The following is a 22,712-nucleotide window of genomic DNA, read 5'->3' as shown; positions in this document are numbered from 1 at the left end:
CTCACCGCCGTGACGCACCCTTTTCCTGGAAGAGTTTCAGCACAGAGGCCCGATTCCCTCTCTCCCTCCTCTGCAGGAGTGAGGGGAGCGACTCAATAATACTCCCCATGTTAACATTTTGTAAACAGGGAAGAGGGAGCAGGGACCGGCGACTATCCTTCCAGAGACACAGACCGGCAGCCTGGAAGTTCCTGTAAGGGAGGGGATCACATGGCCTCGGAGGAGAAGCTTACCAGATTCGTAATAAGAACGGCGCTGAAAGACCTGCAGTCCAGAAAGCACTTCAAGACGCTCGATGAACTCAAGGAAGCCCTTGAGGGAGAGCTCAGGGATGACGGCTTTGAGGTCACCGTTGAGGACAGGGGGAAAATTGCCGCCATCGTCGAGGAAGAGGGTTACACGGGGCGATTTGCCGTGGACGACCTCATCCGCAGGAAGCTTCGGAACAGGAAGTACTGGCCTGCCATCAGCATTGCCGCGGGGGTCCTCCTCTTCATTATCACCTCGGCCATTGGGGGCCTCATCGAATACTTCGTGCAAAAGCCCCTCACAAGGGAAAAGCCCCAGGCACCAGCTCCCACGGTCATTGCGGCAATCTTCCAGGTGCCGGAGAGAATCTACGGCGAGAAGCTCGAGTTTACCGTCAGCATCCAGAACCTCCAGAAGAGCGAGGCCCTGAATGACCTTATCCTCTTCGCGTCGGCCGACGAGAGCGTCACCAAAATCCCCGTGGGCCAGCTCGAGCCGACATCCCACAGGAAGATCAGGGGGCTTCTCAAACTGAAGAGCACCGCCAGGAGCAGGGTCACCTTCAACGCCTACATCATAAGCTCCAGGGTGAGCTTTGTTGCGGACCCCGTGGAAATCGAGAAATCAGGCGTCGTGGCAATGACTATGGAAAAAGAGGCTCCCTCAAGCACCTCGGACAAGCTGATAGCCATGAAAGACAGCAAGGAGGCGGGGGCACCGAAGCGGGATAACTCAATGGCGGGCGGCGCCGCCCAGGGGGAGTCGAGACTGATGAAAACATCCTCGGCTCTTCCCCAAAAGGCCCAACCGATACCAGGCCCCGCGGGCGGCGGCATGGGCGGCGGGATGATAGGTCCGGGCGGCGCGGCAGGCGGGGGCGCGAGCGCCGGGGATTCTGCCGCAGAGTCTGAGAGTTCCCGCAGCATGCCCGTTCCCCTCAAGGACTTAACCGCGAGGGAGATGAGCTCCGACAGGCTCGCAGATGCCTCCATAGAGGCCCTCAAAAGCCTCCCGCCCGGTGATCCCTCTTTCCAGGGAAGGCGCGAGATGCTTGGCGTGCTTGCCGAGTCAGGGAACAAAAAGGCTGCCCAGTTTCTCAAGACCCTTGGCAGGTAAGGGGAGCTTTACCTTTCTGAAGGCAGAAAGACAAGAATCCTCGAGCCCCTGGGTCTTTTTTTCTCCCAGGAAATCTCCCCCCCATGGGCATCAACTATCTTCTTGCTGATGAAGAGGGCGAGGCCTATTGCCTCCAGAGAGGGGGAACCTGTCCCCTCGCCATCTTCGAAGGTTTTGAAGACAAGCTGCCAGAGGTTGTCCGGCAGGGAAAGTCCCCCGTTGTCAATCTCCAGCTCCACACCCCTTGGTTTCCCCCGCGTGGCAGCCACTGCATTGAGCGTCACTTTGAGAGGCTCACCTGGAGAGGCATTTTTCACCGACACATCCAGAAGATGCTGGATGCAGTGCTCAATTTTTTCATAGTCCATAGGCACCACATAGTGCTCCAGGGGGGTGTTCTGGGAAAAATGGAGCGATATGGCCACCCCATGGTCAAGCTTCATTCTTTTTTCTACATGGAACTTCAGTATCTCAGCCATATTAAGGGGCTCGCATGAAAGCTTCTTCACCAGGTCGTCGTACTCATTTATCACGTAGAGATCGTTTATCATCTTGTGAATGGTGGTCGCCTCACGGCGGGCCATCCCGGCAAAATCCTGCACTCTCTCGGCAGTGACGGCCTCCATGTTCTCGAGGACATACTCGGCGTATTCCTTGATGGAGAGCACCGGCGACCTGAGGGCGTTAAAGAGAAGGGTGACGAGCTGGTATTTCGAGGCCTCCATTTTTGCCAGGCGTCTCAGGCTCTTTTCCGTCTCAAAATAGAGGCGGGCATTCTCTATGGCGACGGTGGCAATGTTGCCGAGAGCGAGGGCAATGGGAAGATCGTCCTCGCTGAAATCTCCCTCAATCCTGTTTATTACCTCCATCACGCCTATGATACGGTCCTTGGCGCGGAGGGGAATGGCTATCATGTTCCTTGTGACGACGCCGGTCATCTTGTCGGCCTTGGAGGAGAACCGTGGATTGGTCTGCACATCGTTGATGATGAGAGGCTCACCGGTCTGCGCCACGTAACCGGCGATTCCTTCGCCCATCTTGAGGACCACTTTCTTGAGAGCATTTTCATCCTGGAGCGTCTTCTCGTCACGGCGGTCGTAGACTATCTCGAAATAGAGCTCGCCGCGGTCTTCATCGACAAGCAGTATGGAGGCGCTGTACGACTCCAGTATCTGTTTGGACACGGAGATAATCTTGCTGAGAAGAGTCTCCAGGGTGGGCGTGGAATTGAGATAGAGGTTCACCTCCATGAGCCTTTCGAGCTGCTTGAGGCGTTTTTCAGTATTCTTCTGTCGCTTTATTGCCATGATGACCAGCACCTCTCGTGTCAGGAATCCTGCGCCTCCCCTATGACGGGAAGGAAACGCTTTCTATCTTGTAGACATTGACGGACTCGCTCTTCCCCTTCAGGTGAATGGAATCGAGCCTCTGGGCCGTCACGTGCTCCTTGACCCTCTCGTATGCCTTCTCGTTGAGCATCACTGCCGAGTTGTGCTCTTTGCTCACGTCCTGGAGGCGGGCGGCCACGTTGACGGTATCTCCGATTGCGGTGTACTGCAGGCGCGTGCCGTCGTTGATAAAACCCATCACCACGTCTCCCGTGGTGATGCCCACGGCAATCTCAAACTTTCTGGCCTGATCCTTGAACCACTTGTCAGAGAGGTAGCTCACCTGGGTCTTCATCTCCATGGCGGCGCGGAGGGCATTGAGAGGGTGATCCCTGTCCTCCAGAGGGGCGCCGAAAATGACCATCTGGGCATCGCCCTGGAAATAGAGAAGGGTGCCTCCAAACTTTGTGGAGATCTTGGACATGCTGGAATAATAGTCATTGAGGATTTTCATCGCATCGCGGGCCCCGATTATCTCGGTGAGCGTCGTGTAGCCCCTTATGTCAGAGAATACGACGGTCACCTCGCGCTGCACATCGCCCAGGTCCTCCTCCTGGGTGATAAGCCCTTCTGCCACCGTCTCGGGGAGAAATTTCTTGAAGAGCTCGGTAATCCTGTTTTTCACCTTTTCCTCGCCCTGATACCTGATCTTCGCATCCTCATAGAGCTGGAAATAGGTCTTGAGCTCTGAAATGGCCTTGGCAAGCGTCTGCAGGATGGTGTGATAACTTGCCATGGTGGCGAAGAGGATCATCTCGTCTTCCGATTCCGGAGGGTTGTGCTCAAGAGCCTTTGAAAACTCATTCTCCGCGAGATCATACTGGCCTGCCCGCGCATAGCTTGAAGCGAGGTTGAAGCGCGCATAGGGGTGATCGGGATAGCTGTCAATGGCTTTTTTGTATTCCTGGATGGCAAAATCAAGATCGCCGAAGCGCAGGTGGATGTTCCCCAGGGCAAAATGGGCATAGGTGTCGTTGGGCTTGATTTTCAGGAACTTCTCAATATACTCCCTCGCGAAGGTGAGATGGCCCATCCTGAGGTACGTGAGGGCCATGTTGTAATAGGGATCTACAAGCTCGGGATTGATCTCCAGGGCTTTCCTGAAAGCGTCAAGCGACTCATCATATTCACCAATCCGCGAAAGGGCAATCCCCAGGTTGATATAGCTGTATACGTCCTTGGGATTGTGGGAAATGGCCTGCTTGAACTCCTCCGTGGCCTCCCTGTATTTCTTGATGGAAATATATGCCTCGCCGAGCTGGTAATGCTGGTATGAGTCACTGGGGAAAAACTTCACGCTCTTCTTGAAGTTTTCAATGGCATCGTGAACTCTGCCCAGCCTTTTGCTGATGTTTCCCAGGTGGGAATAAGCCTCGCCTTTCTTTTCATCTATCCAGATCGCTTTCTGATAATAGTCGGCAGCGGTGGAAAAGTCAAATTTCTCCTCGTAGAGGAGGCCCAGCTCAAAATAGGCATCGGCGCACTTGGGGTTGAGGTCAAGGGCTTTCTGATAGCTCGCCCTGGCGTAATCCTCCTTGCCTTGAAGCTTATAAGCCTTTCCCAGCTCTATGATGACACTGTCATTGTTGGGCTTGAGCTGGTGGGCCTTCTGGAGCACGGGAACTGCCGTCGAAACCTCATTCTGCTGCATCAGCAGCTGGGCGAGCTTGTAGTGCGCACCGAAAGAGCTGGGCTCTTGCTTTATCAGCTTTTTGAGGACATCGATGGCCTTGGCCGGCTCCTTCAGCTTGAGATAGAGCTCCACCATCAGATGGTAGGCTTTTATGAAGGCCGGCTCCAGGACAAGAAGGTCCTCAAGCTCCTTTCTCGCAAGGGGGAGCTGGCCCGTCACAAGGTAGGCAAGGGCCAGAAAATAATAAGGCTGCGATTCACCGGGAAGGATCTTTTTCCTCTGGAGACACTCCGTAATGGCCTTCTTGGCGTGGCCCGCCTCATTGTAGTCAAAAGGGAGCGCCTCAGGTTCCCGCTCATCAAAGGGGCGGGGATTGTGTTTGAGAGAGAGCTCCCACTCCATGGCGCCAAGATCAGGCTTGCCAAGGCATGCGTAAGCCAGGCCCGAGTGGTAATGAGCGGGGAAAAAGGAGGGATCGACAGAGTTGGCCCGGGAAAAATAAGAGGTGGCCATCTGGTAATCGCGCTGCTCGTTGTAGAGGAGGCCGAGGTAATAATAGCTCTGGGGATCATTCGGATTTTTCTGGGCCTCGTTCTGGTATTTCTTTATAAGAAAGGAATGGTCCATAAGCACTCCCTTAACGTTTTTTCGCTGCCTCCAGGCTCACCATGCCCGGAGGTGCGCCCTCTGTCCCGAAACAGAGGGATTTTCTCCAGGGAAGAGAAACTTTACCATTATTTCAATTTTACCTGGATAAATCCTGCCGGCAATGCACAGGCATCACCCCCCGCTTCCTGCTCAGCCTGAAAGGACGGGAACAACCTTCCCGGAAATTCTTGTCTTGTTTCTTTTCATCTTAATTACGACCTGCACCGTGCATTGCGAGGCACCTTTCGAGGCTTCCCTTGCCCCGTATGTGAACGAAGCGGCACACTGCATGCTTAAGATACCGCAGAGCGCAGTCCTGGAAAGCAGTTCCCCCGGCAGGATGCTCTGGCAGTACGAAACTGATATCAATGGGAAAATCTCTTTCAGGCTCAACTGCATCTTTCTCGGTGTCGATGTGAAACATGAAGAGTACATCACCATACTTATGGAGAGCAAGAAGAACGAGGGACTTGAACCAAGAGAAGCCGCCATAGCAGGTGGAAGAGGCTTCACCTATGAGACCCGCCAGAAAAAAAGCGACGAGGAGATTACCAATACTTACCTTGTAGCCCTCTCGCCCGGGGGATGGATCTGTACCGTGACCGCATCGGGAAAATCGGCGGTGCTCAAACGCGAGCTTCCCCTGGTGACCACGGTGCTCCAGAGCTTTGAGTTCCTCAGGACGGAGAAAAAGCCGAAAAAGCGGTAACCCCTCATTTTGCCTTCAGCTTTTCAATGCGCTCCCTCACGAGCTTTTTCCCCTTTTCATCCTTTGATTTCTCAAGGTAGATGGAGTAATCCCTGAGGGCGTCTTCTTTCCTCTGGAGGTTTGAATGAATCTCCGCCATGAGAAGATAGGCATCGGTAAGATCGGGGTTCAGCTGCACGGCGCTCTCAAGATTCTTGAGAGCCCTGTCGGGCTCGTCATCCCTGAGAAGGCATACGGCCATAAGATAGAGGGCCGCAGGTGAGTCAGCCTTCAACTCCAGGGCTTTCTTGGCATTCTCCCGGGCCTTTTTATTGTCACCAAGGGAGCGGTAGCAGTTTCCCAGCCCCAGGTAGGCACCTATATGAGGGCCGGCCATCTCAAGGGCTTTCTCATAATCGCGCATGGCCCCCTTGATCTCAGCCTTTGCCATGAGGCCATCAGCCTTTTCCACGAGTTTCTCACCCTGGCGCTTGAGCTGGTCCTTTCTATCTTTGACATTCAGGGCGAAAAAGATGATGCACCCTATGCCGAAGGCTACCATGGTCCAGACAGAGAGGAGCTTCAGCGCCCAGAACACTATGAGCAGCACAAAAAAAATGAAGAGGACCGAAAGAAACGCGGCGGTCTTAAAACCCAGATGCTTTATAAACTTCATTTCCTCCACCTTTCATGTCAATCGATACGCACCATGCTCCACCATCATTTCCATACCGAGAGAAGAAGCATGAGCATAGAGATATAAACGGCACTGATTATAAAAAAGTTTACTGCCACCAGCAGGGTGATGGGACGGAGGCCTCCGAACCACGCGATTTTCGAGTGAAAGAGGCGGTAAATTCTTGAAAGGCCCGGGTGGGAAGAAAAGAGCCTCGTCCATATCATATACATAAGGAGAGCGAAGGCGCTGAAGCAATAGAGGAAAAAGGCAGGGATCACGTTAACGAGAAGAGTGCTGTTAAAAAATCTATGGAGTATATGGGGAATAAAGAACATACCGAATATGAGAAGCAGGAATATGAGAGAGCCCATGGGCCTCAGGTACTTTACGTGCGATTCATGGAAAAAACGGGAGAACGATGCGGCAAAGCCTTCTTTCTGAAGAATCCTGTTGTATTTCTTCAGCGACCTGAGCGCTTCCTCGCTCTCCATTTTCGCTTCCCAGGCTTTCCCGAGGCGGAAGGCCTTTCCATAAAGGGCAAGCCTGTTCACCAGGTTCTCTGTCTCAAAGGAGAGTCCATCACGGATATTCTTAAGGGGCGGGAGCTTCACGCCAGCCTTGTGGATCGGGTGGCGGGTGAGCATCTCGTAGAGAGTGACGCCGATGGCATAGATATCGGTGGCCTCGCAGGCATTCTGGTAATCGCGGGGGAAATATCCCGCCGTCTTCACTATAACCGCTTCGGCCTGCTTTCCTATGCCGGGGAGGAGCGCCCCTGAGAGGTCAACGATATAAAGCTTCCCGTTCTTCCCGATCATGACATTTCCCGGCTTCATATCCCTGAAAATGATGGGCGGGACATTTGAATGGAGATAGTCAAGAAAGGCGGCAAGCTGCATTGTATAGTCCAAGGCCTGCTCCTCGGAGAAAATACCCTTGGCAAGAGCCCGGTCCATGTCCTCGCCATCGATATACTCCTGAATGAGGTAAAAGGTTCCCTGGTCCACAAAAAAGTCATATATCTTGGGGAAAGTAGGGTGTGAGAGCTTCATGAGTATGATGCTCTCCTGCTCGAAGAGCTGCATGCTCACAAGGTTCATCTCCTGAGTGCTGGCCTTCTTCATCTCCTTGATGACTACAGGGACCGTAATGGTACCGTTGAGATCTTTCACTTCATAGACGCGCTTCTGTCCTCCCTCGCCTACGTAGCGGAGAATCTCGTACCTGCTGTTGATGACGGTGCCCTTGGGCAGCCGCTCTGAAATATCCTTTCCGCCCATCAGGGGGATCCTTTCTCCTCAAGAGCATATCAGACGCCATCACTATACAATCTGAATTGTTTTTCTAATCTGAATTTCCGACTGCCGGGAGCATAGCGCTTATAGTGGGCGCGAATATAAATTTCGAGGAGCTTGATCAAATTCCTTTCATGGAAGGGACAGAAGGCGGCGTAAAAGGAGATTTTTCCTCTTCCTCGAATTGAAAAATTTGTGTAACCATTCAGTCTCCTGAAGAAACCTGGCTTTGGGGGTCAAGAGGCCGGGGGTTGAGGGGGCTGAATGCTTGCAGATCATACCAGGTAAAGTGAGGAAACACCGTGAACATAAAAAAAGCAAGCGCCCCATTTTTTCTCTTCATTACTCTGCTTTTATTATCCTCGCTTGCGCTCCCTCTGCCGGCACAGGAATACGAGGTCAGGATCACTTTCATCGAGCCCATTGAGGGCGCCATCTGCTACCCGGGAAACAAGCTGTTCATCAACCTCCAGGTGAGGGATCTCAATGAGCGGGTGAAAGGCGTGGCTTTCTATGTTGCCCCTCCCAACACAAAGCGCCCGGCCGAGCCCTTCTTTTTTGACAGGAACGGCGCTGACGGATGGTACACTACCTACGTGGTCCCCGCTGATGCTGCCGAAGGCTGGTATCGCATCAGCGCCCAGGCCTTCGACAAGAACGGCATCAAGAAGGGAAGAGAGGTCTTTGTCCCTGTCCAGGTGAAAAAGCCCCAGGTGGCCATCACCATCACGGCGCCGCGAAACGATCAGAAGATTTACTGCGATCAGCCGATTTTTATAACAGGAGCCCTCCAGGACAGGGCAGCCATTGTGAAGCGCGTTGATTTCTTCGTCTACCGTGCCTCATCCCAGGCACAGGAGCAGCCTTCATTTTCTGACACCAGGCTTGAGGGAGGATGCAGGGCAAAAATCCTCCTCCCCAAGGCCCCCCCTGATGAGTATGAAGTGCTCCTCCGGGCCTTTGACAGCAAGGAGGGCGGCAGCGCCGTCGCCGAAGCCAAGACCCGGTTCCTTCTCGTGCAGCCCGAGGTGCAGCTCCGCATCATTGAGCCGCGGCGGGGAGGAGCCTTCTATCCCGGCCAGAAAATCCATATGTACGGTGAGCTGCGCGATCCCGCAAAAAAAGTGAAAAAAGTGCTCTTCTATCTATTCCCCTCCACCAAGGAAAAAAAGGAAAAGCCCGCTCCCTTCGCGCAGGATACCAAGCTCCTCGGGGGCTTTTCAGCTGAATACGTGGTCCCTTACGAGACTGCCTTCGGCGCCCATACCATTGCCATAGAGGCCGTGGGCGACGATGAGAAGGCTCCTCCCCTGGCAGCCGATGAGGAGAGCATTATGGTAAACAAGCCTGTGATTGCCCTCACCATCAGGGTCCCTGCCGCCAATTCAGTCCATTACGGTGACGAAGACCTTTACATCAACGCCGATCTCGGTGACCGCGCGGGGATTGTGGAGAGAGTGGCCTTCATCGTCTATCCCCAGGGTGAGCCCATGAAAACGCTCTTTACTTTCCACGACAAAATCTTTACCGACGGATGCGGCACCATCTTCAAGCTTCCTGCAAAAATAAAGCCCGGCAAGTATGTCCTCGAGGCAACGGCCAAGGATCAGAAAGGCACGGCTCTTCTCACAAAGCATGTGACATTCGAGATAAAGGAGTAACTTCATGAAATCGCCACTAGCTCTCATAGGTGGAACAGTATTCCTTGAGCACATATTGTTTTCAGGGGTATCGCCTGTCATGCATGAGAGCAGCCAAGGGAAGACTGAGCTCATTGTGACGGAAAATGCCGTATTCAACCCGAGACACGGCACAAGGATGAATATCCCTCCCCACAGGATTAACCACCAGGCAACCATGGTGGCCCTCAAAGAGAGAGGGGTCACCTCAATTCTTGGCGTCTGCTCCGTGGGAAGCCTGAAAAAAACGCTGCCGCCGGGGAGCATCGTCATTCCTGACGATTATATCAATCTCTGGGACACCCAGACCTTTTTCAATGATTCGCTCACCCATATCACCCCGCACCTGTGCGAGAAAATGCGAAGGCACATTATGGACGCCGCTCAGGATGCCGGCATCCCCTTTATCCCCTGGGGGGTCTATGTGCAGGCGAAAGGGCCTCGCCTTGAGACCAGGGCGGAAGTGCGCTACCTCTCCCAATTTGCCGACGTGGTGGGCATGACCATGGCAGGTGAGGCAACCGCCGCCCAGGAACTGGGTCTCAGTTACGGGTGCATCTGCTCTGTCGATAATTACGCTCATGGCCTCGCTGATGAGCCTCTCTCAAACGATGAGATCAGAAAGCGGGCCGGCCAGAGCGCTGAGATCATGAAGGATATCTTCTTCAGGCTCGTGAAACGGCTCTCCCAGGAAGGTCCCGGCTCATAAGGAGGGGTTCCGGAAAAAGTGGAGAACTAAATCAAGAACCTTTATGTAGCTTGAAAATATCGAAATATTGATAATAATCAGCAAGGAGGTCATACCATGGGAGAAAAGAGGCTTATTCTGATACTCGTTCTCACGTGTGTCATCACACTCGCCGGCCCATCCCGCCTGTTCGCACAGGGTACAGCCCCCTCCACCTATCTCGAAGCAGCAGCACAGGTCATCAATGAGAACGACAGGATAGACGCCGAACTCAGTGACATCGCCAAGAACGGCAATGTGACAATCCGCCCCATCCATGTCGTTGAGAGGCTTAAGAAGGCCAACATGGACGCCTATGCCAACTGGCCCAACCTTTTCAACAAGGAAGTGCCTGACAAGTATGCCGACCTTTATTTCCACCTGAAAAAACTGGTCAAGCTCCAGATGAAGAAGACCTGCAACCTTTACGACGCCGCATACTACAGCTGGATGGATAACAGGGACAAGGCGATGCCTTTCAGGGAAGCCCTCCAGAGGATTAAAGAGGACTACGGCAAAGAGAAAAAGCTCGTGGAAAAGATATACCAGGACATGAAATAGGCGTTCCTGCCCCCGGAGGGTCAGGAATGGCCATCGGAAAGCATGCGAAAAGAATGTGCCTTGGGCCATGGAACCATCCAGGCGACAAGGCATTATTTCTCGAAAGAGCAGGCCTCGCGAGATGGTTCCCGGCACAATACTCCGCTCACGCTATGAAATCGTCTCACTCATCGGCAAAGGGGGCATGAGCGTTGTCTACCTTGCTCTGATGAGGCCCCATGGAAAGGACATCGTGATCAAGGAGACAGCACAGGGCGGCAAAGACGGCTCCAAAGCACTCGAGAAAGAGTTTTCCATACTCTCGCAGCTCTTCCATCCCCATCTTCCCTGCGTCATCGACCTTTTTGAAGAGCACTCCCGCGTATATCTCGTTGAAGACTACATCAAAGGGAAGCCCCTTGATGCCACCTTAAAGGAGATTCCCCCCCCCGACCTGGTCCCGCTTTACAGGATCATCTTTCAGGTCTGTGCCACTCTCTCCTATCTTCACGGCAAAAAGATACTACACCGCGACCTGAAGCCCTCCAATATCATACTGTCAGAGAAGGGGATTGCAAAGCTGATCGATTTCGGCTCGGCAAGAATCGTGAAAAAGGGGAAGAAGGCCGATACCGTGGCCTTCGGCACCGTGGGATTCGCCTCACCGGAGCATTATGGATGCCGGCAGACCGATGAGCGATCGGAGGTATTCTCTCTCGGAGCTCTCTGCCATTACCTCTTTACCAGACAGAACCCCTCGGAAAAGCCCTTTATCTTTGAAGATCCAGCAAAGATCAACACCGCTCTTCCCGAGGCAGTGGCAGCACTTATCCGCAAAGCCACCCAGCTTAAGCGCGAGAGCCGCATCGGCACCATCAGCGAGTTCCGCCATCACCTCGCAGGGGCCGCCGCCCTCTCCGCCGGCAGGGAAAAATTGCTGTTCTGCCCTCTCTGCTGGGTGGTCATGGACTCTCTGAAGGCCGGATCGACATCCTTTGAGGGGTGCCCTCTTTGCCGGGGGATATGGTGCAGCACCCGCGAACTCTCAAGGAGAGGGCCCTTCATATACGGTGAGAATAACCCGCTCATCGAGGAGTATTGGGAAGAGACACCTGTGCCGAAGGAGAATCATGACTTCACCATGAGGCGCCTCTGCTGCCCCCGGTGCGGCACGCTGATGCACACCTTTCACCACCGGAAAGCAGCGCATACAGAGCTGGACAGGTGCCCTGAAGGGTGCGGCCTTTGGCTTGACAGGGGTGAGCTTAAGGCGCTATTCCTTCCCCGTGGCGGCAAAGGGTTATAACTCGAGCTTTTCAGTGCCGCTTTCTTCCATTCGGGGAGGGAGCCAGCCCGAGTCTGATTTAGTAAAGCCCCCATCCTCGACAATTGAGAGAAACTGCCTGTCCTTGAGGGCTTCCCTCAGAAACTCGGCCACTTCCTTCGCAAGCTCCTTTTTAGCTGTCTGGGAGCTCTCCGCATCAACAGAAATCATGAACTCCGGGCAATGGGCAGTATATCCCCTCTGGCCTTTTACGACAATCCAGTTGTAAGTAAGCTGTTCTCCCACTGGCACTCCTCCTTTGCACCAGGGCAGGTTCACCAGTCCTGTCCCGGCGAGAATCAGTCATCTCCCTACTGGGCCTGACTTTCAATATGCTCTATTCTTTTCCTCACTTTTGCCGCATCTTCCAGGGAGGGCTTGAGCTTAAGGAACTGGTAATAGTATTTCACCGCCTCCACCGGCTGCTTCATCTGCTCATAGACGGTGCCGAGATTATAGTAGATGTCGGCATAGCTCCCGTCGATGCTGAGGCCCTTCATCCAGGAGTTGATGGCGTTTCTCCATTCCTTCATTTCCGCATAGGCAAGACCAAGGTTGTTGTAGGCTTCCACAAACTGCGGCTCTATGGCGATGGCTTTATCATAATACCCGATGGCCTGACTCTGGTTCCCCATTCTCTGAGAAATAATTCCCATATTGTTGTAGGCCTCGGAATAAGTCGAATTCCTTTTTACGGCCTTCTCATAATTCTCCAGTGCCTGGGGGAGTTTGTTCTCGCGGAAATAGAGGTTCCCCAGGTGGTAATAAGGCGTGGCAAGGTATTGATTCTGGGCGGCCACCATCTCATATTCTCTGGCGGCCTTTTCATATTCGCCTTTCTCCTCGTATGCCTGCCCCAGGGAAAGGCGGAGCGGATCCATTCCGGGATGAAGGGCAAGTCCTTTCTGAAGCTCCTCGATGGCCTGATCATACTGTTTCTGATCAATATAGGCTTGTCCCAGGTTGCTCCATATCTCGGCAACGCTTGAATCCTTATCAATAGCGCTCTTGTACTCGGTAATCGCCTCGGGGTACCGCTCCATCGAGGCATAGACGAAGCCGAGATTGCCCATGATGAGGGGGGAGGGCTTGAGATCTTTTGCCAGCTTTGCTTCCTGGAGGGCCCGATCAAGGCTTCCCGAGTGGACAAGTGCCACTGCAAGATAGCTGTGGGCCTCGGGGAAATCGCTCCGTATCTTGAGCACCTTCTCAAGCACCTCGGCGGCTTTTTTATAACTTGCCCTGTTCAGGTAAAAAAGGGCGAAATTGTAATTGGCCACCGGGTCATAGGAGTGATCCTTGACGATCTTGTCATAGATCTCCTCGGCCTGCTTGTAGTCCGATTTCTTCATGTAGGCAAAGGCCTTGTTTGATGCTGCTTCAATATAGGAGGGCTTGAGCGTGATCGCAGCGTCAAAGCACTGGATAGCCTTGTCAAGGTCTTTCTGCGACATATAGAGGATACCCACATTGTTGTATACTTCCGGTTGGTTGGGATCAAGGCGGAGGCCCCTCTGCCAGTACTCAAGAGCTTTGTCCGGCTTGTTTCTCTGGAAGTAGATAAGGCCAAGGTTATTATAGACGGGGACAAAGGCGGGATCGAGCTTCAGTATTGTCTGATATTCCTCCTCGGCGAGCGTCCAGTCCTTCTTCACCTCATAGAGGAGGCCTAGGTTGAAATGGGCCTCTTTGAGGGTGGGCTCCATCTTGATTGCCGCCTTGAATTCCTCTATCGCCTTGTCAAAAGCCCCGTACCCCTGAAACTCACATCCGTTGGAATAATGGTCAATGGCCTTGAGCTTCTTCTGCTTTGCAGAAGCAGGGGAGACCAGAATGACCGAGAACGCGAGAAAAAATACCAGTATGAAAGAGAGCGGTCTTGCCATGGTACACCTCACCATCACGACACTGAAAGGATTTATTAAGTCTTTAAGAGAATATTCTTATATAGAATATTCTCAAAAACAAAACTATAACCCTTTTTTATCCCGGAGAGAGGGATGATCAGGTAGTGCCCGGGTCGCCTTAAACAGGAACGCAGCATCGGGGGAGCTGATTCCTGTCCCCGGCAGGAGGAGTAATATGAAGATTGCCATTGATGCAATGGGAGGGGATAACGCCCCCGATGAGATTGTGAAAGGTGCATTTGCAGCCCTCAAGGGCTGCCGGTGTGATATTGTCCTCGTCGGTGACAGGGAGCGGATAAAAAAATGCATGCCGGGGAAGAGCATCCCCAAGAGAATCACGATTCACCACACCGAGCAGTTCGTGGAGATGCACGAAAATCCCACTCTTGCCCTCAGAAAAAAGAAGAACTCATCGATTCTCCTTGCCGCTGAGCTTTTGAAAAAGGGCGAGGTATCGGCCCTCATATCGGCGGGCAACACAGGGGCCCTGATGGAATCCGTGCTCCTTACCGTGGGAAGGGTAAAGGGAGTGAAGATCAAGAGACCTGCCCTCTCGGTATTTCTCCCCTCGTACCGCCAGCATACGGTCTTTCTCGATGCAGGGGCCAACTCAGACTGCAAGCCCGAGTATCTTCTGCAGTTTGCCAAGATGGGCAGAATATATGCGAGAAATATCCTGAACCGGGAAAATCCCAAGGTGGGCCTTATCAACATCGGCTCTGAAAGCGGCAAGGGCAACATGCTCACCCTGGCGGCCTATGAGCTCCTCTCGCGTTCTGACCTCAATTTCGTGGGAAACGTGGAACCCCGCGATCTCTTTTACGGTGAGGTCGATGTGGCCGTCGCCGACGGCTTTGTGGGGAACATGGTCCTCAAGACCACGGAGGGAACTGCCGAGCTCCTTATCAGGCTCCTTAAGGATTATATAAAACAGGGCAACATCTCCAAGATGGCCGCACTCTTCCTTAAGCCGGCTTTTGACAAGCTCAAGAAAAAGCTTGATCACTCAGAATACGGCGGCGCCCTCCTCTTCGGGGTCAACGGTGTCTGCATAAAGTCCCACGGCAGGGCCGACAGCAAGACAATGCAGAATGCAGTGAAGCTCGCCGAAAAAATTGTGAACCAGGACATCATCCGGCGCTTTGCGGAAGACCTCAGCGAGGAGCCCCAGGAAGAAGCGCCGGCCGTTAAGAGCTCTGCCGAGTAGTCATGCCTAAGGCCGCTGAAGAATGCCTCGCGATCCTCATCAAGCCTTTCTCTCTCGAGAAGAAGATGGAGTTCAAAAACATGTCCGTCATGGGAGGCTTTGATACCTTTGTGCTCCGCTGGCTTGGCGAGGCAAAGCTCCCTGCCGCGGCGGGAGGGATGAGGGAAAAGCTCACATGGTGCGAGGAGCAGTTCAGGGAATATCGTTTTTCTCCCCACCCACGGAGAAAGCAGATTCACCACGACTGCTCCCTTGCCATCAATGAGATGCTCAACAGTAAAGCTCCAACGGCTCCCGCCGGCATCGCCCCCACCCCCGCCAGGACCGCCCCCACCCCCGCCGGCACCGCCCCCACCCGCCCGCCGAATAAGGTAGTTAAGGAGAAGATGGTGGCCAGGTTCGCGGAAAAGGCGCCGCCTCTCTCTTCGCCCATCCAGTATGCAAAAGGGGTGGGTCCCCAGCTCGCGAAACGCCTTGCCTGCCTCGGGCTCACCACCATTGAAGACCTCCTGTTCCACTTTCCCCGGCGCTATGAGGACAGGAGCCGCATGTCGCTGATAGCTGATGCCGAAGACGGCGCATTTCAGACAGTCTATGGGACCGTGGTGGGGAAATCTGAGACACGGATAAAGCGGAGGCTTACCATCACCAAGGTCATCATCAACGACGGGAGTGCTCCCCTTGTGCTGGTGTGGTTCAACCAACCCTTCCGCGCCTCTTCTCTCGCCAAGGGGACCAGGCTTTACGCCACGGGAAAGGTGGAGCGGCGTTTCAGAGAGCTGCAGATGAACAATCCCGAATACGAGATCGAGAGCGACGAGGACACTCTCCATACAGCCAGGATCGTCCCAGTGTACCCCCTGACAGAGCATCTGAGCCAGAAAGTGCTCAGAAAGATCATCTGGGCATGCATTGAGATTTACCGGGGCACTCTCAGGGACCTGCTCCCCCCCGCGCTGATCAGCCGCTACGGATTTCCGGGACTGCCCGAGGCGATCCTCGCGGTCCATTTCCCCGATGACTTCAAAGCCCTGGAGCATGCCAGGGACCGACTCATCTACGAGGAGCTGTTCTTTCTGCAGATGGGCCTTCTCAGGCTCAAGAGCACGAGAACAGCCCTGAGAAAAGAGAAAAAATACGACCTGTCCCGTGATTTCGTTGACAGGTTTGAATCCATACTGCCCTTTGCCTTCACAGGGGCGCAGAGAAAAGTCATCTCGGAGATCCTGGAAGATCTTCACGGTGAAAAGCCTATGAGCCGCCTCATCCAGGGAGACGTTGGCTCAGGGAAGACTGTCGTTGCGGCATGCGCCATCAAGGCTGCCATTGAAAACGGCTATCAGGGAGGCATCATGGCCCCCACGGAGATCCTGGCCGAGCAGCATTATCTGAAATTCAGGGAAGTCCTGGAGCCTGAAGGCGTCACCGTAGGCCTCCTCAAGGGAAGCCTCACGAAGAAGGAAAAGGAGAAAGTCCACGAGAGGCTGCGAGACGGCTCAATCCAGGTGGCCGTGGGGACCCATGCCCTCATCCAGGATGAAGTGCTTTTTCACCGGCTTGGGCTCATAGTCGTTGATGAGCAGCACCGTTTCGGCGTCATGCAGAGGGCGGAGCTTCAAAAAAAGGGGCTCCATCCTGATATGCTGGTTATGACGGCCACGCCAATCCCCCGCACCCTGGCCCTTACTCTCTATGGTGATCTTGACCTGTCAGTGATCGACGAGCTTCCCCCTGGCAGGCAGAGGATAAGCTCCCGTTGGAGCCGCTTCAGGGAAGCGCCAAAGGTGTACGAGTTTGTAAGGAAGCAGGTCTCCGAAGGGAGGCAGGCCTATATAGTATGCCCCCTTGTTGACGAGTCAGACAAAATCGAGGCAAAGGCCGCCACCAGGGAGGCTGAGGACCTCAAGTCCTCCTTCTTCCCCGACCTGAGAGTTGCTTTGCTCCACGGCCGCATGAAAGGCGCCGATAAAGAGGAGATCATGCGGGATTTCAGGGAGGGCAGGAGTGATATTCTCATCTCCACTACAGTCATCGAAGTTGGCGTTGACGTGCCCAATGCAACAGTGATGGTGATTCTCAACGCCGACCGCTTTGGCCTTGCCCAGCTCCACCAGCTGAGAGGACGGGTGGGAAGGGGCTCGAAACAGTCCTACTGCTTTTTTATTGCCGACCCCACGACGGAAGAGGGCCAGGAAAGGATGAAAATCATGGAGGCAAGCGAGGACGGCTTCCTTATTGCCGAGAAAGATCTTCACCTCAGGGGGCCGGGTGAATTCTACGGGACCCGCCAGCATGGCCTCCCCGACCTTAAAATTGCAGACCTGGTCCGGGACCACAGGATGCTTGAAAAAGCCCGTACCGATGCGCAGGAGCTCATTGAAAAAGACAGGGCTTACTGCGCAAGAGAGGATATCCGCCAGAGAATTGACCACCGCTTTCAGCATCCCGCCTCGCTAATCCACTGAAGATGGGAGGGCACCATGTATGTTATCGCAGGCTCATTGAAGGGAATCCGCCTCAGGACACAGGCAGAGCCCGACATCAGGCCCACCTCTCAGAAAGTGAAAGAAGCCCTCTTCAATATTCTCATGGAAGAGATCCAGGAAAGCCTCTTTCTCGACCTCTTCGCGGGATTCGGCACTATCGGCATTGAAGCCCTCAGCCGTGGTGCCCGCCACGCCATATTCATGGAAAAGAGCAGGAAGGCTCTCGCGCTGCTCAGGGAGAACCTGAAGAATGCCGGGCTCTCCGGGAGATCACAGATTCTGGAAGGCGATGCGACAAGAAGCATAGCGCGCTATGAAGGCCCCCCCTTCGGCATAATCTACATGGACCCTCCCTACCACTTCCTCTCCCATGAAAAGGTGTTGCAGGCTCTCGTGGAGAAAAATATGGTGGCGCCTGGCGGGGTAATTATCGTGGAGCACTATCACAAGCAGGCGGTTTCCTCTCCCGAGCCGAGTCTTATCTGCACCCGGCGGGAAAAATATGGACAGACCCTGCTATCCTTTTTCAGGGCATAAGAGGAGGCTTTCATGGGCTACGCCGTCTATCCGGGAAGCTTTGATCCCATCACCATGGGGCATCTTAACATCATTGAGCGCTCCTCAGCGGTCTTCGAAAAAGTGATCGTGGCAGTCCTTATCAATCCTCAGAAAACCCCCCTCTTCACCCTTGAAGAAAGAGTCGCCATGATAAGCAAATCGGTAGAAGGAATTCCCCGCGTGGAAGTTGAAACCTTTTCCGGGCTTCTCGTGAAGTTTCTTGAGAAGAAAAACGCCTCAATAATAGTAAAAGGTTTAAGGGCAATTTCGGATTTTGAATTTGAATTCTCCATGGCCCTTATGAACAGGAGGCTCAACCCCGGCATCGAGACCATGTTTCTGATGACCGAGGACAGGTACGCCTTCCTGAGTTCAAGCAAGATTAAGGAGATTTATGCACTGGGGGGGACTGCAAAGGGCTTTGTACCGGAATGCGTTGAACCGTACCTCATGACAAAGTACGCGATGCCAGGCCTAATGCCTGGAGGCCAGGAGATTGAGAAGGATTGAGTTCATGATCACCCCCCTTCCGCCCCATGGGACCGCCTGGCCCGGTAATCCGCCATCCCTGGCGGATGCCATAATTTGGAGAGGTGAACAATGAGCATATTCAGAGTACTGGACAAGATCGAGAATGCAATCTATAAAAGCCAGAGACTGCCCTGGCCTTTCAGTGAGAGCTCCATCATCCACCGGGAAAAATTCCTGAACCTCATAGAGAAGTCCAGGGCGGCCCTCCCCGAGGAGATGAAGCAGGCACGCTGGATTTCCAAGGAAAACCAGCGCATACTCCAGGATGCCAAGGAGAAGGCCGACAAGTGCATCAAGGATGCGGAAGCAAGAGCGAACGAGATGCTCAGGGAGGCGCAGGAGGAGGGGAAAAAACTCATCTCCCGCGATGAGATTACCATAAGGGCAAAAGAGCAGGCCCAGGAGATCATAAGCTCCGCCGAAACCCAGGCCGAGGAGATCCGGAAGACCACCGATCTGAAGATAAAGGAGATGCTCGAAAAAGCCGAAAGCTATGCCCACCGCCTCAAGACGGAATCGGAGAGCGACGCCAAGATGACCCAGCAGGCCGCCGATGAATACGCCGAAAAAATACTCTCATCTCTTGACGGCGAGATCAGCAGGGTCCTCACCATCATAAAAAAGGGGAGAAAACCCGGAGAAGCTCCCGGCAACGAAGCGAAAGAAGCCTGATTCCCCTTTGACATTGTGCCGTTTTTACGATATAATTTACCCTATATGTGACCATGGAATATCACGCCGGTTTTGCGGTATAATTGACACTATAGGTGATCTTGGAATAGTTCAATGGATAAGTTTTTCCGCCTAGTGCTTCTTGCAGCACTCATCACGTGCTTCGCAGGTGCCCGCCACTGTGTCATGGCCCGCAATAAGGCTTTCACAGGAGCCACCCTCGCTTATTCAGTGAAACCGGCTCCCACGGACCTTGAGGATTACCTCCGCCTCATGCAGAAGGTTGATCCCTATGCCGTCATAAGCGGATGGTTCTGGGACTGGAGAAGCATCTCCCTCTACCGCCAGAACCCCGGTTACCATCTCGGGTATGACATAGCGCTCCCTGCGGGAACCCCCGTTCCGGCAGGATGGGGCGGAAAGGTTACCGGTATCGCCTCCTGGACTTCAAGTGAATGGGGAATCTCCGTGGTCACCTCCCAGGGTTACACCGTCACCTATGGCCACCTCTCGCCGAGGGTTTCCGCCGGTGACCTTGTCGGTCCGGGGACCATCGTGGGAACTGTGGTGATTGATCACGTCGATATCAAAATCAAGGATCTCGCGGGGAATTTCATCGACTTCGGCAAGACAAGCGGCCTTCTCCCCGTTGATGATGCCGTGGCTTACATGGCGCTCAAGAACTATTACAGCCTCCCCCATGCCTCCACGGTAATCTCCCTGAAAGCAAAAAAGGAGGAGATTGCGCGGCTCAGGCAGACCATCAGCATCCTGGAAGACTACCTGGAGATAGAGCTCGAGGCTTACGAGGAAGGCAAGCGCCACCTCGAGGAGATGAAGAGGCTCCTTGAAGAGGAGCTTATCAGCAGGAACAGCCTCACGGAAGAAACCGACAAGGTCCGTGAGAGCTCACTGAAGACGTCAAGCCTCAGAAACCGCCTTGCCCTCCAGAAAAAACGCATTGCCCTCCTCCAGCGGGAGACCGGCATCACAAGCCCTCAAAAATCCAAAGCCGAAGGCCATGAAAAGCTCCAGCCCAGCGGGAAATGCAGCGCTCTCACTCTCACCCGCATCGAGGAGGCCAGAAAGAAGAGCGAGCTCTTCGAGAAGCTTTACAGCGAGGGAGCTGTCTCAAGAAAAGAGCTGGAAGACGCGAAGAAGGAATATAAAAGAGTGCAGCTTGAAGCACTCCTCGAAGAAAAATAACATTGAAGGAGGCTCCGATGAAAAAATATCTCACTGCTGTCTTTCTTGTCGTGATCCTGGCAACGGCTCTTGCCGCAGAAACGGCTTCTGCCCAAGGCCCGTCACTAAAGGAGATATTTAATCTCAAGCAGAAAGCCCTTCATTCCCAGAACCTCGATGAGCTCGGGAAGTATATCTCAAAAGACCAGCTCTCCGAGCTGAGAGGGGCAAAGGATCCGAAGGCGATGCTTTTTCTGATGGATTACCTGTGCCCCCAGGAATATGAGCTCGGCAAGGAGGAGGTCATCGGCTCACGTGCCAAGGTTTCCATCAAGGGGAAGGCGCGCAATACCAAGAGTGAGGGGAAAATTGAGCCCTTCACCGGAGAGGTGATCTTCATAAAAGATGGATCGTCCTGGAAAATTCAGCAGGAGACAAAAAACTTCCAGGAAAAATGAAGAAGGGCTCTCACCCGATTGCATGAAACATGGTTAAATGGTAATATAGAATGAGAGAGATAAAAATCTGAATTTCGGGAGGGTGGGGCATGACCAATCTTATCAGCGAGAAAGAGGTACTCTCCGAGAATTCCCAGCTCATCAGGCTCTCAGGAGAACTTGACATTCACAGCGCTCCTCTGTTCAAGGACGAGGTGCTCTCCAGCATTACCGGAGGCTGCCTGCATATAATAATAGACCTTGATGACCTTCTTTTCCTCGACAGCAGGGGCCTGGGCACCTTCATTGCCATATCGCGTCTTCTCAAGGACCGCCAGGGCACCCTGAAGCTCATATGCTCCAATGATGCCATCCTGAGGATTTTCACCAGGACGGGGCTGAACGAGATTTTCCAGATGTTTGACTCCAGGGAGGCCGCTCTCAGCGTGCCATCGCTGAAAACTGTTTAAAGACCGCCTTTCCCCTCCCTCTTCCTTAATTTCTCCCGGACCGAAGGGTCGCCGGGATGGTCTTCTGCGAATTTCTTCCATATTTCAATGGCCTCACGATCCCGCCCTGCCTTTTCAAGGGCATTGGCGTAAACTCTCTGGACAGTGGACACCTCGGGAAAATCAGCATAGGCGTGGCGGCATACCTCCAGTGCCTTGTCATTGTCGCCCATCTTCCAGAGAAACACGATATAATGGAGAAATATCATCTCATCGCCAGAATGGCGGGCAATTCCCTTTTCATAGACTGCGGCGGCCCTTTTGTCATCGTGCCTTAATTCATATATCCAGGCCAGCATGCTGTATGCCTGATCAAAACGGGGAGCAAGGAGGAGTGCCCTGTTATAATGCTCAGCGGCCTGATCCATGAGCCCCAGAGCCATTAATCCATCAGCTCTCAGAAAATTCTGCTCCGCCAGAGGAAAGGCCATGATGAGGGAAAATATCAGGAACATGCTCAGAAAGGCGCTCCACCGGAAGAGAAGAGGAATATATTTCTTTCTCAGGTGCATGGTGACAGGTTCCTCCTTTCAGGCAGTCCAGAAAAAGAGCACCGAACAGAAAAAGAGCAGAAAGCCCGCTCCCATCATAAAGAACTCCCTTTCCCGGGTATCATTCTCTATCAAGGTATCATAGCCTATGGCCGCGATGAGGGTAGTAAGCAGGAGAGGCAGAGCCTCTCCGGAAGCGTATGCCAGGAAAAAAATACTCCCCCATCCGTGATTTCCCTTGCCCACGGTGATATCGGCGAGAAGGCTCAGGTTTGAGCCGCATCCCGGGCAGATCGGCGTCTCAATGAGGGAAAAGAGCACCCCCAGCACAAAGGCTCCAGCTGCCATGAGGATTCTCCTCCCCGAGAGGATCCTTCTCAAGTCCCCGCCGTCTATGAAAAAAAGGCCGGAGAAAAGCACTCCCAGCACAAGAGAGAGCGAGCCCAGAATCAGGTAGATGCCCCTGGTCCAGAGCGCCATTTTGACAAGGAGCCCCGGGAAATGGCCCAGAACGGTGCCAAGGACCACAAATGCCGACAGCATCCCTGCTGCAAAGGTGCAGAATAGCACGGGCACATCACGTTTTTCACGGGAGGCAATTCCGAAACACACGAGCAGGAGGGGAATTCTGGTAAGCTGATAAATGCCCATGCCACCCTGTATCCCCAGAAAAAAAACGGGAAAAAGTGCCGTTTTATAAGAGACGGCGGCACAGTTCATCACTTCTCTTATCGTCATCACTGTATCATCACCGAGAGCTTGA

22 protein-coding genes are annotated in these 22,712 nt (G+C 53.6%); 14 read left to right on the top strand and 8 right to left on the bottom strand.

The features are described from left to right. Positions 1-210 precede the first annotated feature (210 nt). Positions 211-1,365 carry a hypothetical protein gene (locus tag RDV48_17660; GenBank protein ID MDQ7824633.1) on the top strand — a complete coding sequence of 385 codons (1,155 nt, stop codon included), beginning with the start codon at positions 211-213 and terminating at the stop codon, positions 1,363-1,365. An 8-nt stretch (positions 1,366-1,373) separates the two neighbouring features. Here the strand turns inward: RDV48_17660 and RDV48_17655 are convergent, their stop codons facing one another. After that, on the bottom strand, positions 1,374-2,672 hold the full coding sequence (locus RDV48_17655) for a GAF domain-containing protein (protein MDQ7824632.1): 1,299 nt from the start codon (positions 2,670-2,672) through the stop codon (positions 1,374-1,376). A gap of 40 nt (positions 2,673-2,712) precedes the next feature. Beyond that, complete coding sequence (locus RDV48_17650) at positions 2,713-5,013, bottom strand: tetratricopeptide repeat protein (protein MDQ7824631.1); 2,301 nt, start codon at positions 5,011-5,013, stop codon at positions 2,713-2,715. Positions 5,014-5,323: 310 nt separating this feature from the next. On the opposite strand from RDV48_17650, the gene RDV48_17645 reads away from it, so the two are divergent. Next, a complete protein-coding gene (locus RDV48_17645; protein MDQ7824630.1) occupies positions 5,324-5,743 on the top strand; it encodes a hypothetical protein in 420 nt (139 codons plus the stop codon). A gap of 4 nt (positions 5,744-5,747) precedes the next feature. On the opposite strand, the gene RDV48_17640 is transcribed toward RDV48_17645, so the two are convergent. Both RDV48_17640 and RDV48_17635 read right to left on the bottom strand, forming a co-directional pair. Beyond that, positions 5,748-6,398 (bottom strand): tetratricopeptide repeat protein, encoded by a 651-nt coding sequence (locus RDV48_17640; protein MDQ7824629.1) that lies wholly within the window; start codon positions 6,396-6,398, stop codon positions 5,748-5,750. A 44-nt stretch (positions 6,399-6,442) separates the two neighbouring features. Further along, positions 6,443-7,681: a serine/threonine-protein kinase gene (locus tag RDV48_17635; GenBank protein MDQ7824628.1), complete on the bottom strand. Its 1,239-nt coding sequence runs from the start codon at positions 7,679-7,681 to the stop codon at positions 6,443-6,445. A 317-nt stretch (positions 7,682-7,998) separates the two neighbouring features. Between RDV48_17635 and RDV48_17630 the strand changes: the two genes are divergently transcribed. From RDV48_17630 to RDV48_17615, 4 genes are all read left to right on the top strand, one after another. After that, a complete protein-coding gene (locus RDV48_17630; protein ID MDQ7824627.1) occupies positions 7,999-9,357 on the top strand; it encodes a hypothetical protein in 1,359 nt (452 codons plus the stop codon). A 4-nt stretch (positions 9,358-9,361) separates the two neighbouring features. Beyond that, a complete protein-coding gene (locus RDV48_17625) occupies positions 9,362-10,084 on the top strand; it encodes an MTAP family purine nucleoside phosphorylase (GenBank protein ID MDQ7824626.1) in 723 nt (240 codons plus the stop codon). A 96-nt stretch (positions 10,085-10,180) separates the two neighbouring features. Continuing rightward, positions 10,181-10,663: a hypothetical protein gene (locus RDV48_17620; GenBank protein ID MDQ7824625.1), complete on the top strand. Its 483-nt coding sequence runs from the start codon at positions 10,181-10,183 to the stop codon at positions 10,661-10,663. 121 nt (positions 10,664-10,784) lie between these two features. Next, the gene (locus RDV48_17615) at positions 10,785-11,948 is read left to right on the top strand and encodes a protein kinase (GenBank protein MDQ7824624.1); all 1,164 of its coding nucleotides are present in this window, start codon (positions 10,785-10,787) and stop codon (positions 11,946-11,948) included. Here the strand turns inward: RDV48_17615 and RDV48_17610 are convergent. Beyond that, positions 11,943-12,212: a hypothetical protein gene (locus RDV48_17610; GenBank protein ID MDQ7824623.1), complete on the bottom strand. Its 270-nt coding sequence runs from the start codon at positions 12,210-12,212 to the stop codon at positions 11,943-11,945. The genes RDV48_17615 and RDV48_17610 overlap by 6 nt on opposite strands. Before the next feature lie 65 nt (positions 12,213-12,277). Then, positions 12,278-13,852: a tetratricopeptide repeat protein gene (locus tag RDV48_17605; GenBank protein ID MDQ7824622.1), complete on the bottom strand. Its 1,575-nt coding sequence runs from the start codon at positions 13,850-13,852 to the stop codon at positions 12,278-12,280. A 196-nt stretch (positions 13,853-14,048) separates the two neighbouring features. On the opposite strand from RDV48_17605, the gene plsX reads away from it, so the two are divergent. The 8 genes from plsX (at position 14,049) to RDV48_17565 (ending at position 21,419) form a co-directional block, all read left to right on the top strand. Beyond that, complete coding sequence (gene plsX / locus RDV48_17600; GenBank protein ID MDQ7824621.1) at positions 14,049-15,080, top strand: phosphate acyltransferase PlsX; 1,032 nt, start codon at positions 14,049-14,051, stop codon at positions 15,078-15,080. Between the two features lie 2 nt (positions 15,081-15,082). Beyond that, positions 15,083-17,545, top strand: coding sequence for an ATP-dependent DNA helicase RecG (gene recG, locus RDV48_17595; GenBank protein MDQ7824620.1), 2,463 nt, complete (start codon positions 15,083-15,085; stop codon positions 17,543-17,545). A gap of 15 nt (positions 17,546-17,560) precedes the next feature. Next, on the top strand, positions 17,561-18,103 hold the full coding sequence (rsmD, locus tag RDV48_17590; GenBank protein MDQ7824619.1) for a 16S rRNA (guanine(966)-N(2))-methyltransferase RsmD: 543 nt from the start codon (positions 17,561-17,563) through the stop codon (positions 18,101-18,103). 12 nt (positions 18,104-18,115) lie between these two features. After that, complete coding sequence (coaD, locus tag RDV48_17585; protein MDQ7824618.1) at positions 18,116-18,634, top strand: pantetheine-phosphate adenylyltransferase; 519 nt, start codon at positions 18,116-18,118, stop codon at positions 18,632-18,634. Between the two features lie 90 nt (positions 18,635-18,724). Next, positions 18,725-19,327, top strand: a complete 603-nt coding sequence (locus RDV48_17580; GenBank protein ID MDQ7824617.1) for a hypothetical protein — start codon at positions 18,725-18,727, stop codon at positions 19,325-19,327. 114 nt (positions 19,328-19,441) lie between these two features. Further along, a complete protein-coding gene (locus tag RDV48_17575; GenBank protein MDQ7824616.1) occupies positions 19,442-20,533 on the top strand; it encodes a peptidoglycan DD-metalloendopeptidase family protein in 1,092 nt (363 codons plus the stop codon). Positions 20,534-20,550: 17 nt separating this feature from the next. Beyond that, positions 20,551-20,970 carry a hypothetical protein gene (locus RDV48_17570; protein ID MDQ7824615.1) on the top strand — a complete coding sequence of 140 codons (420 nt, stop codon included), beginning with the start codon at positions 20,551-20,553 and terminating at the stop codon, positions 20,968-20,970. Between the two features lie 89 nt (positions 20,971-21,059). Then, positions 21,060-21,419 (top strand): STAS domain-containing protein, encoded by a 360-nt coding sequence (locus RDV48_17565; GenBank protein ID MDQ7824614.1) that lies wholly within the window; start codon positions 21,060-21,062, stop codon positions 21,417-21,419. Here RDV48_17565 and RDV48_17560 read toward each other — a convergent pair. Both RDV48_17560 and RDV48_17555 read right to left on the bottom strand, forming a co-directional pair. Continuing rightward, entirely contained in the window at positions 21,416-21,970 is a 555-nt protein-coding gene (locus tag RDV48_17560) for a tetratricopeptide repeat protein (GenBank protein MDQ7824613.1), read from the bottom strand. The two genes, RDV48_17565 and RDV48_17560, sit on opposite strands and share 4 nt — an antisense overlap. Before the next feature lie 18 nt (positions 21,971-21,988). Then, on the bottom strand, positions 21,989-22,687 hold the full coding sequence (locus tag RDV48_17555; GenBank protein MDQ7824612.1) for a hypothetical protein: 699 nt from the start codon (positions 22,685-22,687) through the stop codon (positions 21,989-21,991). Between the last annotated feature and the right edge of the window lie 25 nt (positions 22,688-22,712).

The organism is Candidatus Eremiobacterota bacterium (assembly GCA_031082125.1).
Classification (GTDB): Bacteria; Vulcanimicrobiota; CADAWZ01; order CADAWZ01; family Ess09-12; genus Ess09-12.
This window is presented reverse-complemented; position numbering and strand designations above follow the sequence as displayed.

Bases quoted from the DNA above. Each gene is read 5' to 3' on its own strand.
- plsX (MDQ7824621.1), top strand. From the start codon at position 14,049: ATGAAGATTGCCATTGATGCAATGGGAGGGGATAACGCCCCCGATGAG.
- RDV48_17555 (MDQ7824612.1), bottom strand. From the start codon at position 22,687: ATGACGATAAGAGAAGTGATGAACTGTGCCGCCGTCTCTTATAAAACG.
- RDV48_17580 (MDQ7824617.1), top strand. From the start codon at position 18,725: ATGAGCATATTCAGAGTACTGGACAAGATCGAGAATGCAATCTATAAA.
- RDV48_17565 (MDQ7824614.1), top strand. From the start codon at position 21,060: ATGACCAATCTTATCAGCGAGAAAGAGGTACTCTCCGAGAATTCCCAG.
- RDV48_17615 (MDQ7824624.1), top strand. From the start codon at position 10,785: ATGGTTCCCGGCACAATACTCCGCTCACGCTATGAAATCGTCTCACTC.
- RDV48_17645 (MDQ7824630.1), top strand. From the start codon at position 5,324: ATGCTTAAGATACCGCAGAGCGCAGTCCTGGAAAGCAGTTCCCCCGGC.
- RDV48_17570 (MDQ7824615.1), top strand. From the start codon at position 20,551: ATGAAAAAATATCTCACTGCTGTCTTTCTTGTCGTGATCCTGGCAACG.
- RDV48_17575 (MDQ7824616.1), top strand. From the start codon at position 19,442: ATGGATAAGTTTTTCCGCCTAGTGCTTCTTGCAGCACTCATCACGTGC.
- RDV48_17620 (MDQ7824625.1), top strand. From the start codon at position 10,181: ATGGGAGAAAAGAGGCTTATTCTGATACTCGTTCTCACGTGTGTCATC.
- RDV48_17655 (MDQ7824632.1), bottom strand. From the start codon at position 2,672: ATGGCAATAAAGCGACAGAAGAATACTGAAAAACGCCTCAAGCAGCTC.
- RDV48_17605 (MDQ7824622.1), bottom strand. From the start codon at position 13,852: ATGGCAAGACCGCTCTCTTTCATACTGGTATTTTTTCTCGCGTTCTCG.
- RDV48_17635 (MDQ7824628.1), bottom strand. From the start codon at position 7,681: ATGGGCGGAAAGGATATTTCAGAGCGGCTGCCCAAGGGCACCGTCATC.
- RDV48_17650 (MDQ7824631.1), bottom strand. From the start codon at position 5,013: ATGGACCATTCCTTTCTTATAAAGAAATACCAGAACGAGGCCCAGAAA.
- recG (MDQ7824620.1), top strand. From the start codon at position 15,083: ATGCCTAAGGCCGCTGAAGAATGCCTCGCGATCCTCATCAAGCCTTTC.
- coaD (MDQ7824618.1), top strand. From the start codon at position 18,116: ATGGGCTACGCCGTCTATCCGGGAAGCTTTGATCCCATCACCATGGGG.
- RDV48_17640 (MDQ7824629.1), bottom strand. From the start codon at position 6,398: ATGAAGTTTATAAAGCATCTGGGTTTTAAGACCGCCGCGTTTCTTTCG.
- RDV48_17560 (MDQ7824613.1), bottom strand. From the start codon at position 21,970: ATGCACCTGAGAAAGAAATATATTCCTCTTCTCTTCCGGTGGAGCGCC.
- RDV48_17625 (MDQ7824626.1), top strand. From the start codon at position 9,362: ATGAAATCGCCACTAGCTCTCATAGGTGGAACAGTATTCCTTGAGCAC.
- rsmD (MDQ7824619.1), top strand. From the start codon at position 17,561: ATGTATGTTATCGCAGGCTCATTGAAGGGAATCCGCCTCAGGACACAG.
- RDV48_17660 (MDQ7824633.1), top strand. From the start codon at position 211: ATGGCCTCGGAGGAGAAGCTTACCAGATTCGTAATAAGAACGGCGCTG.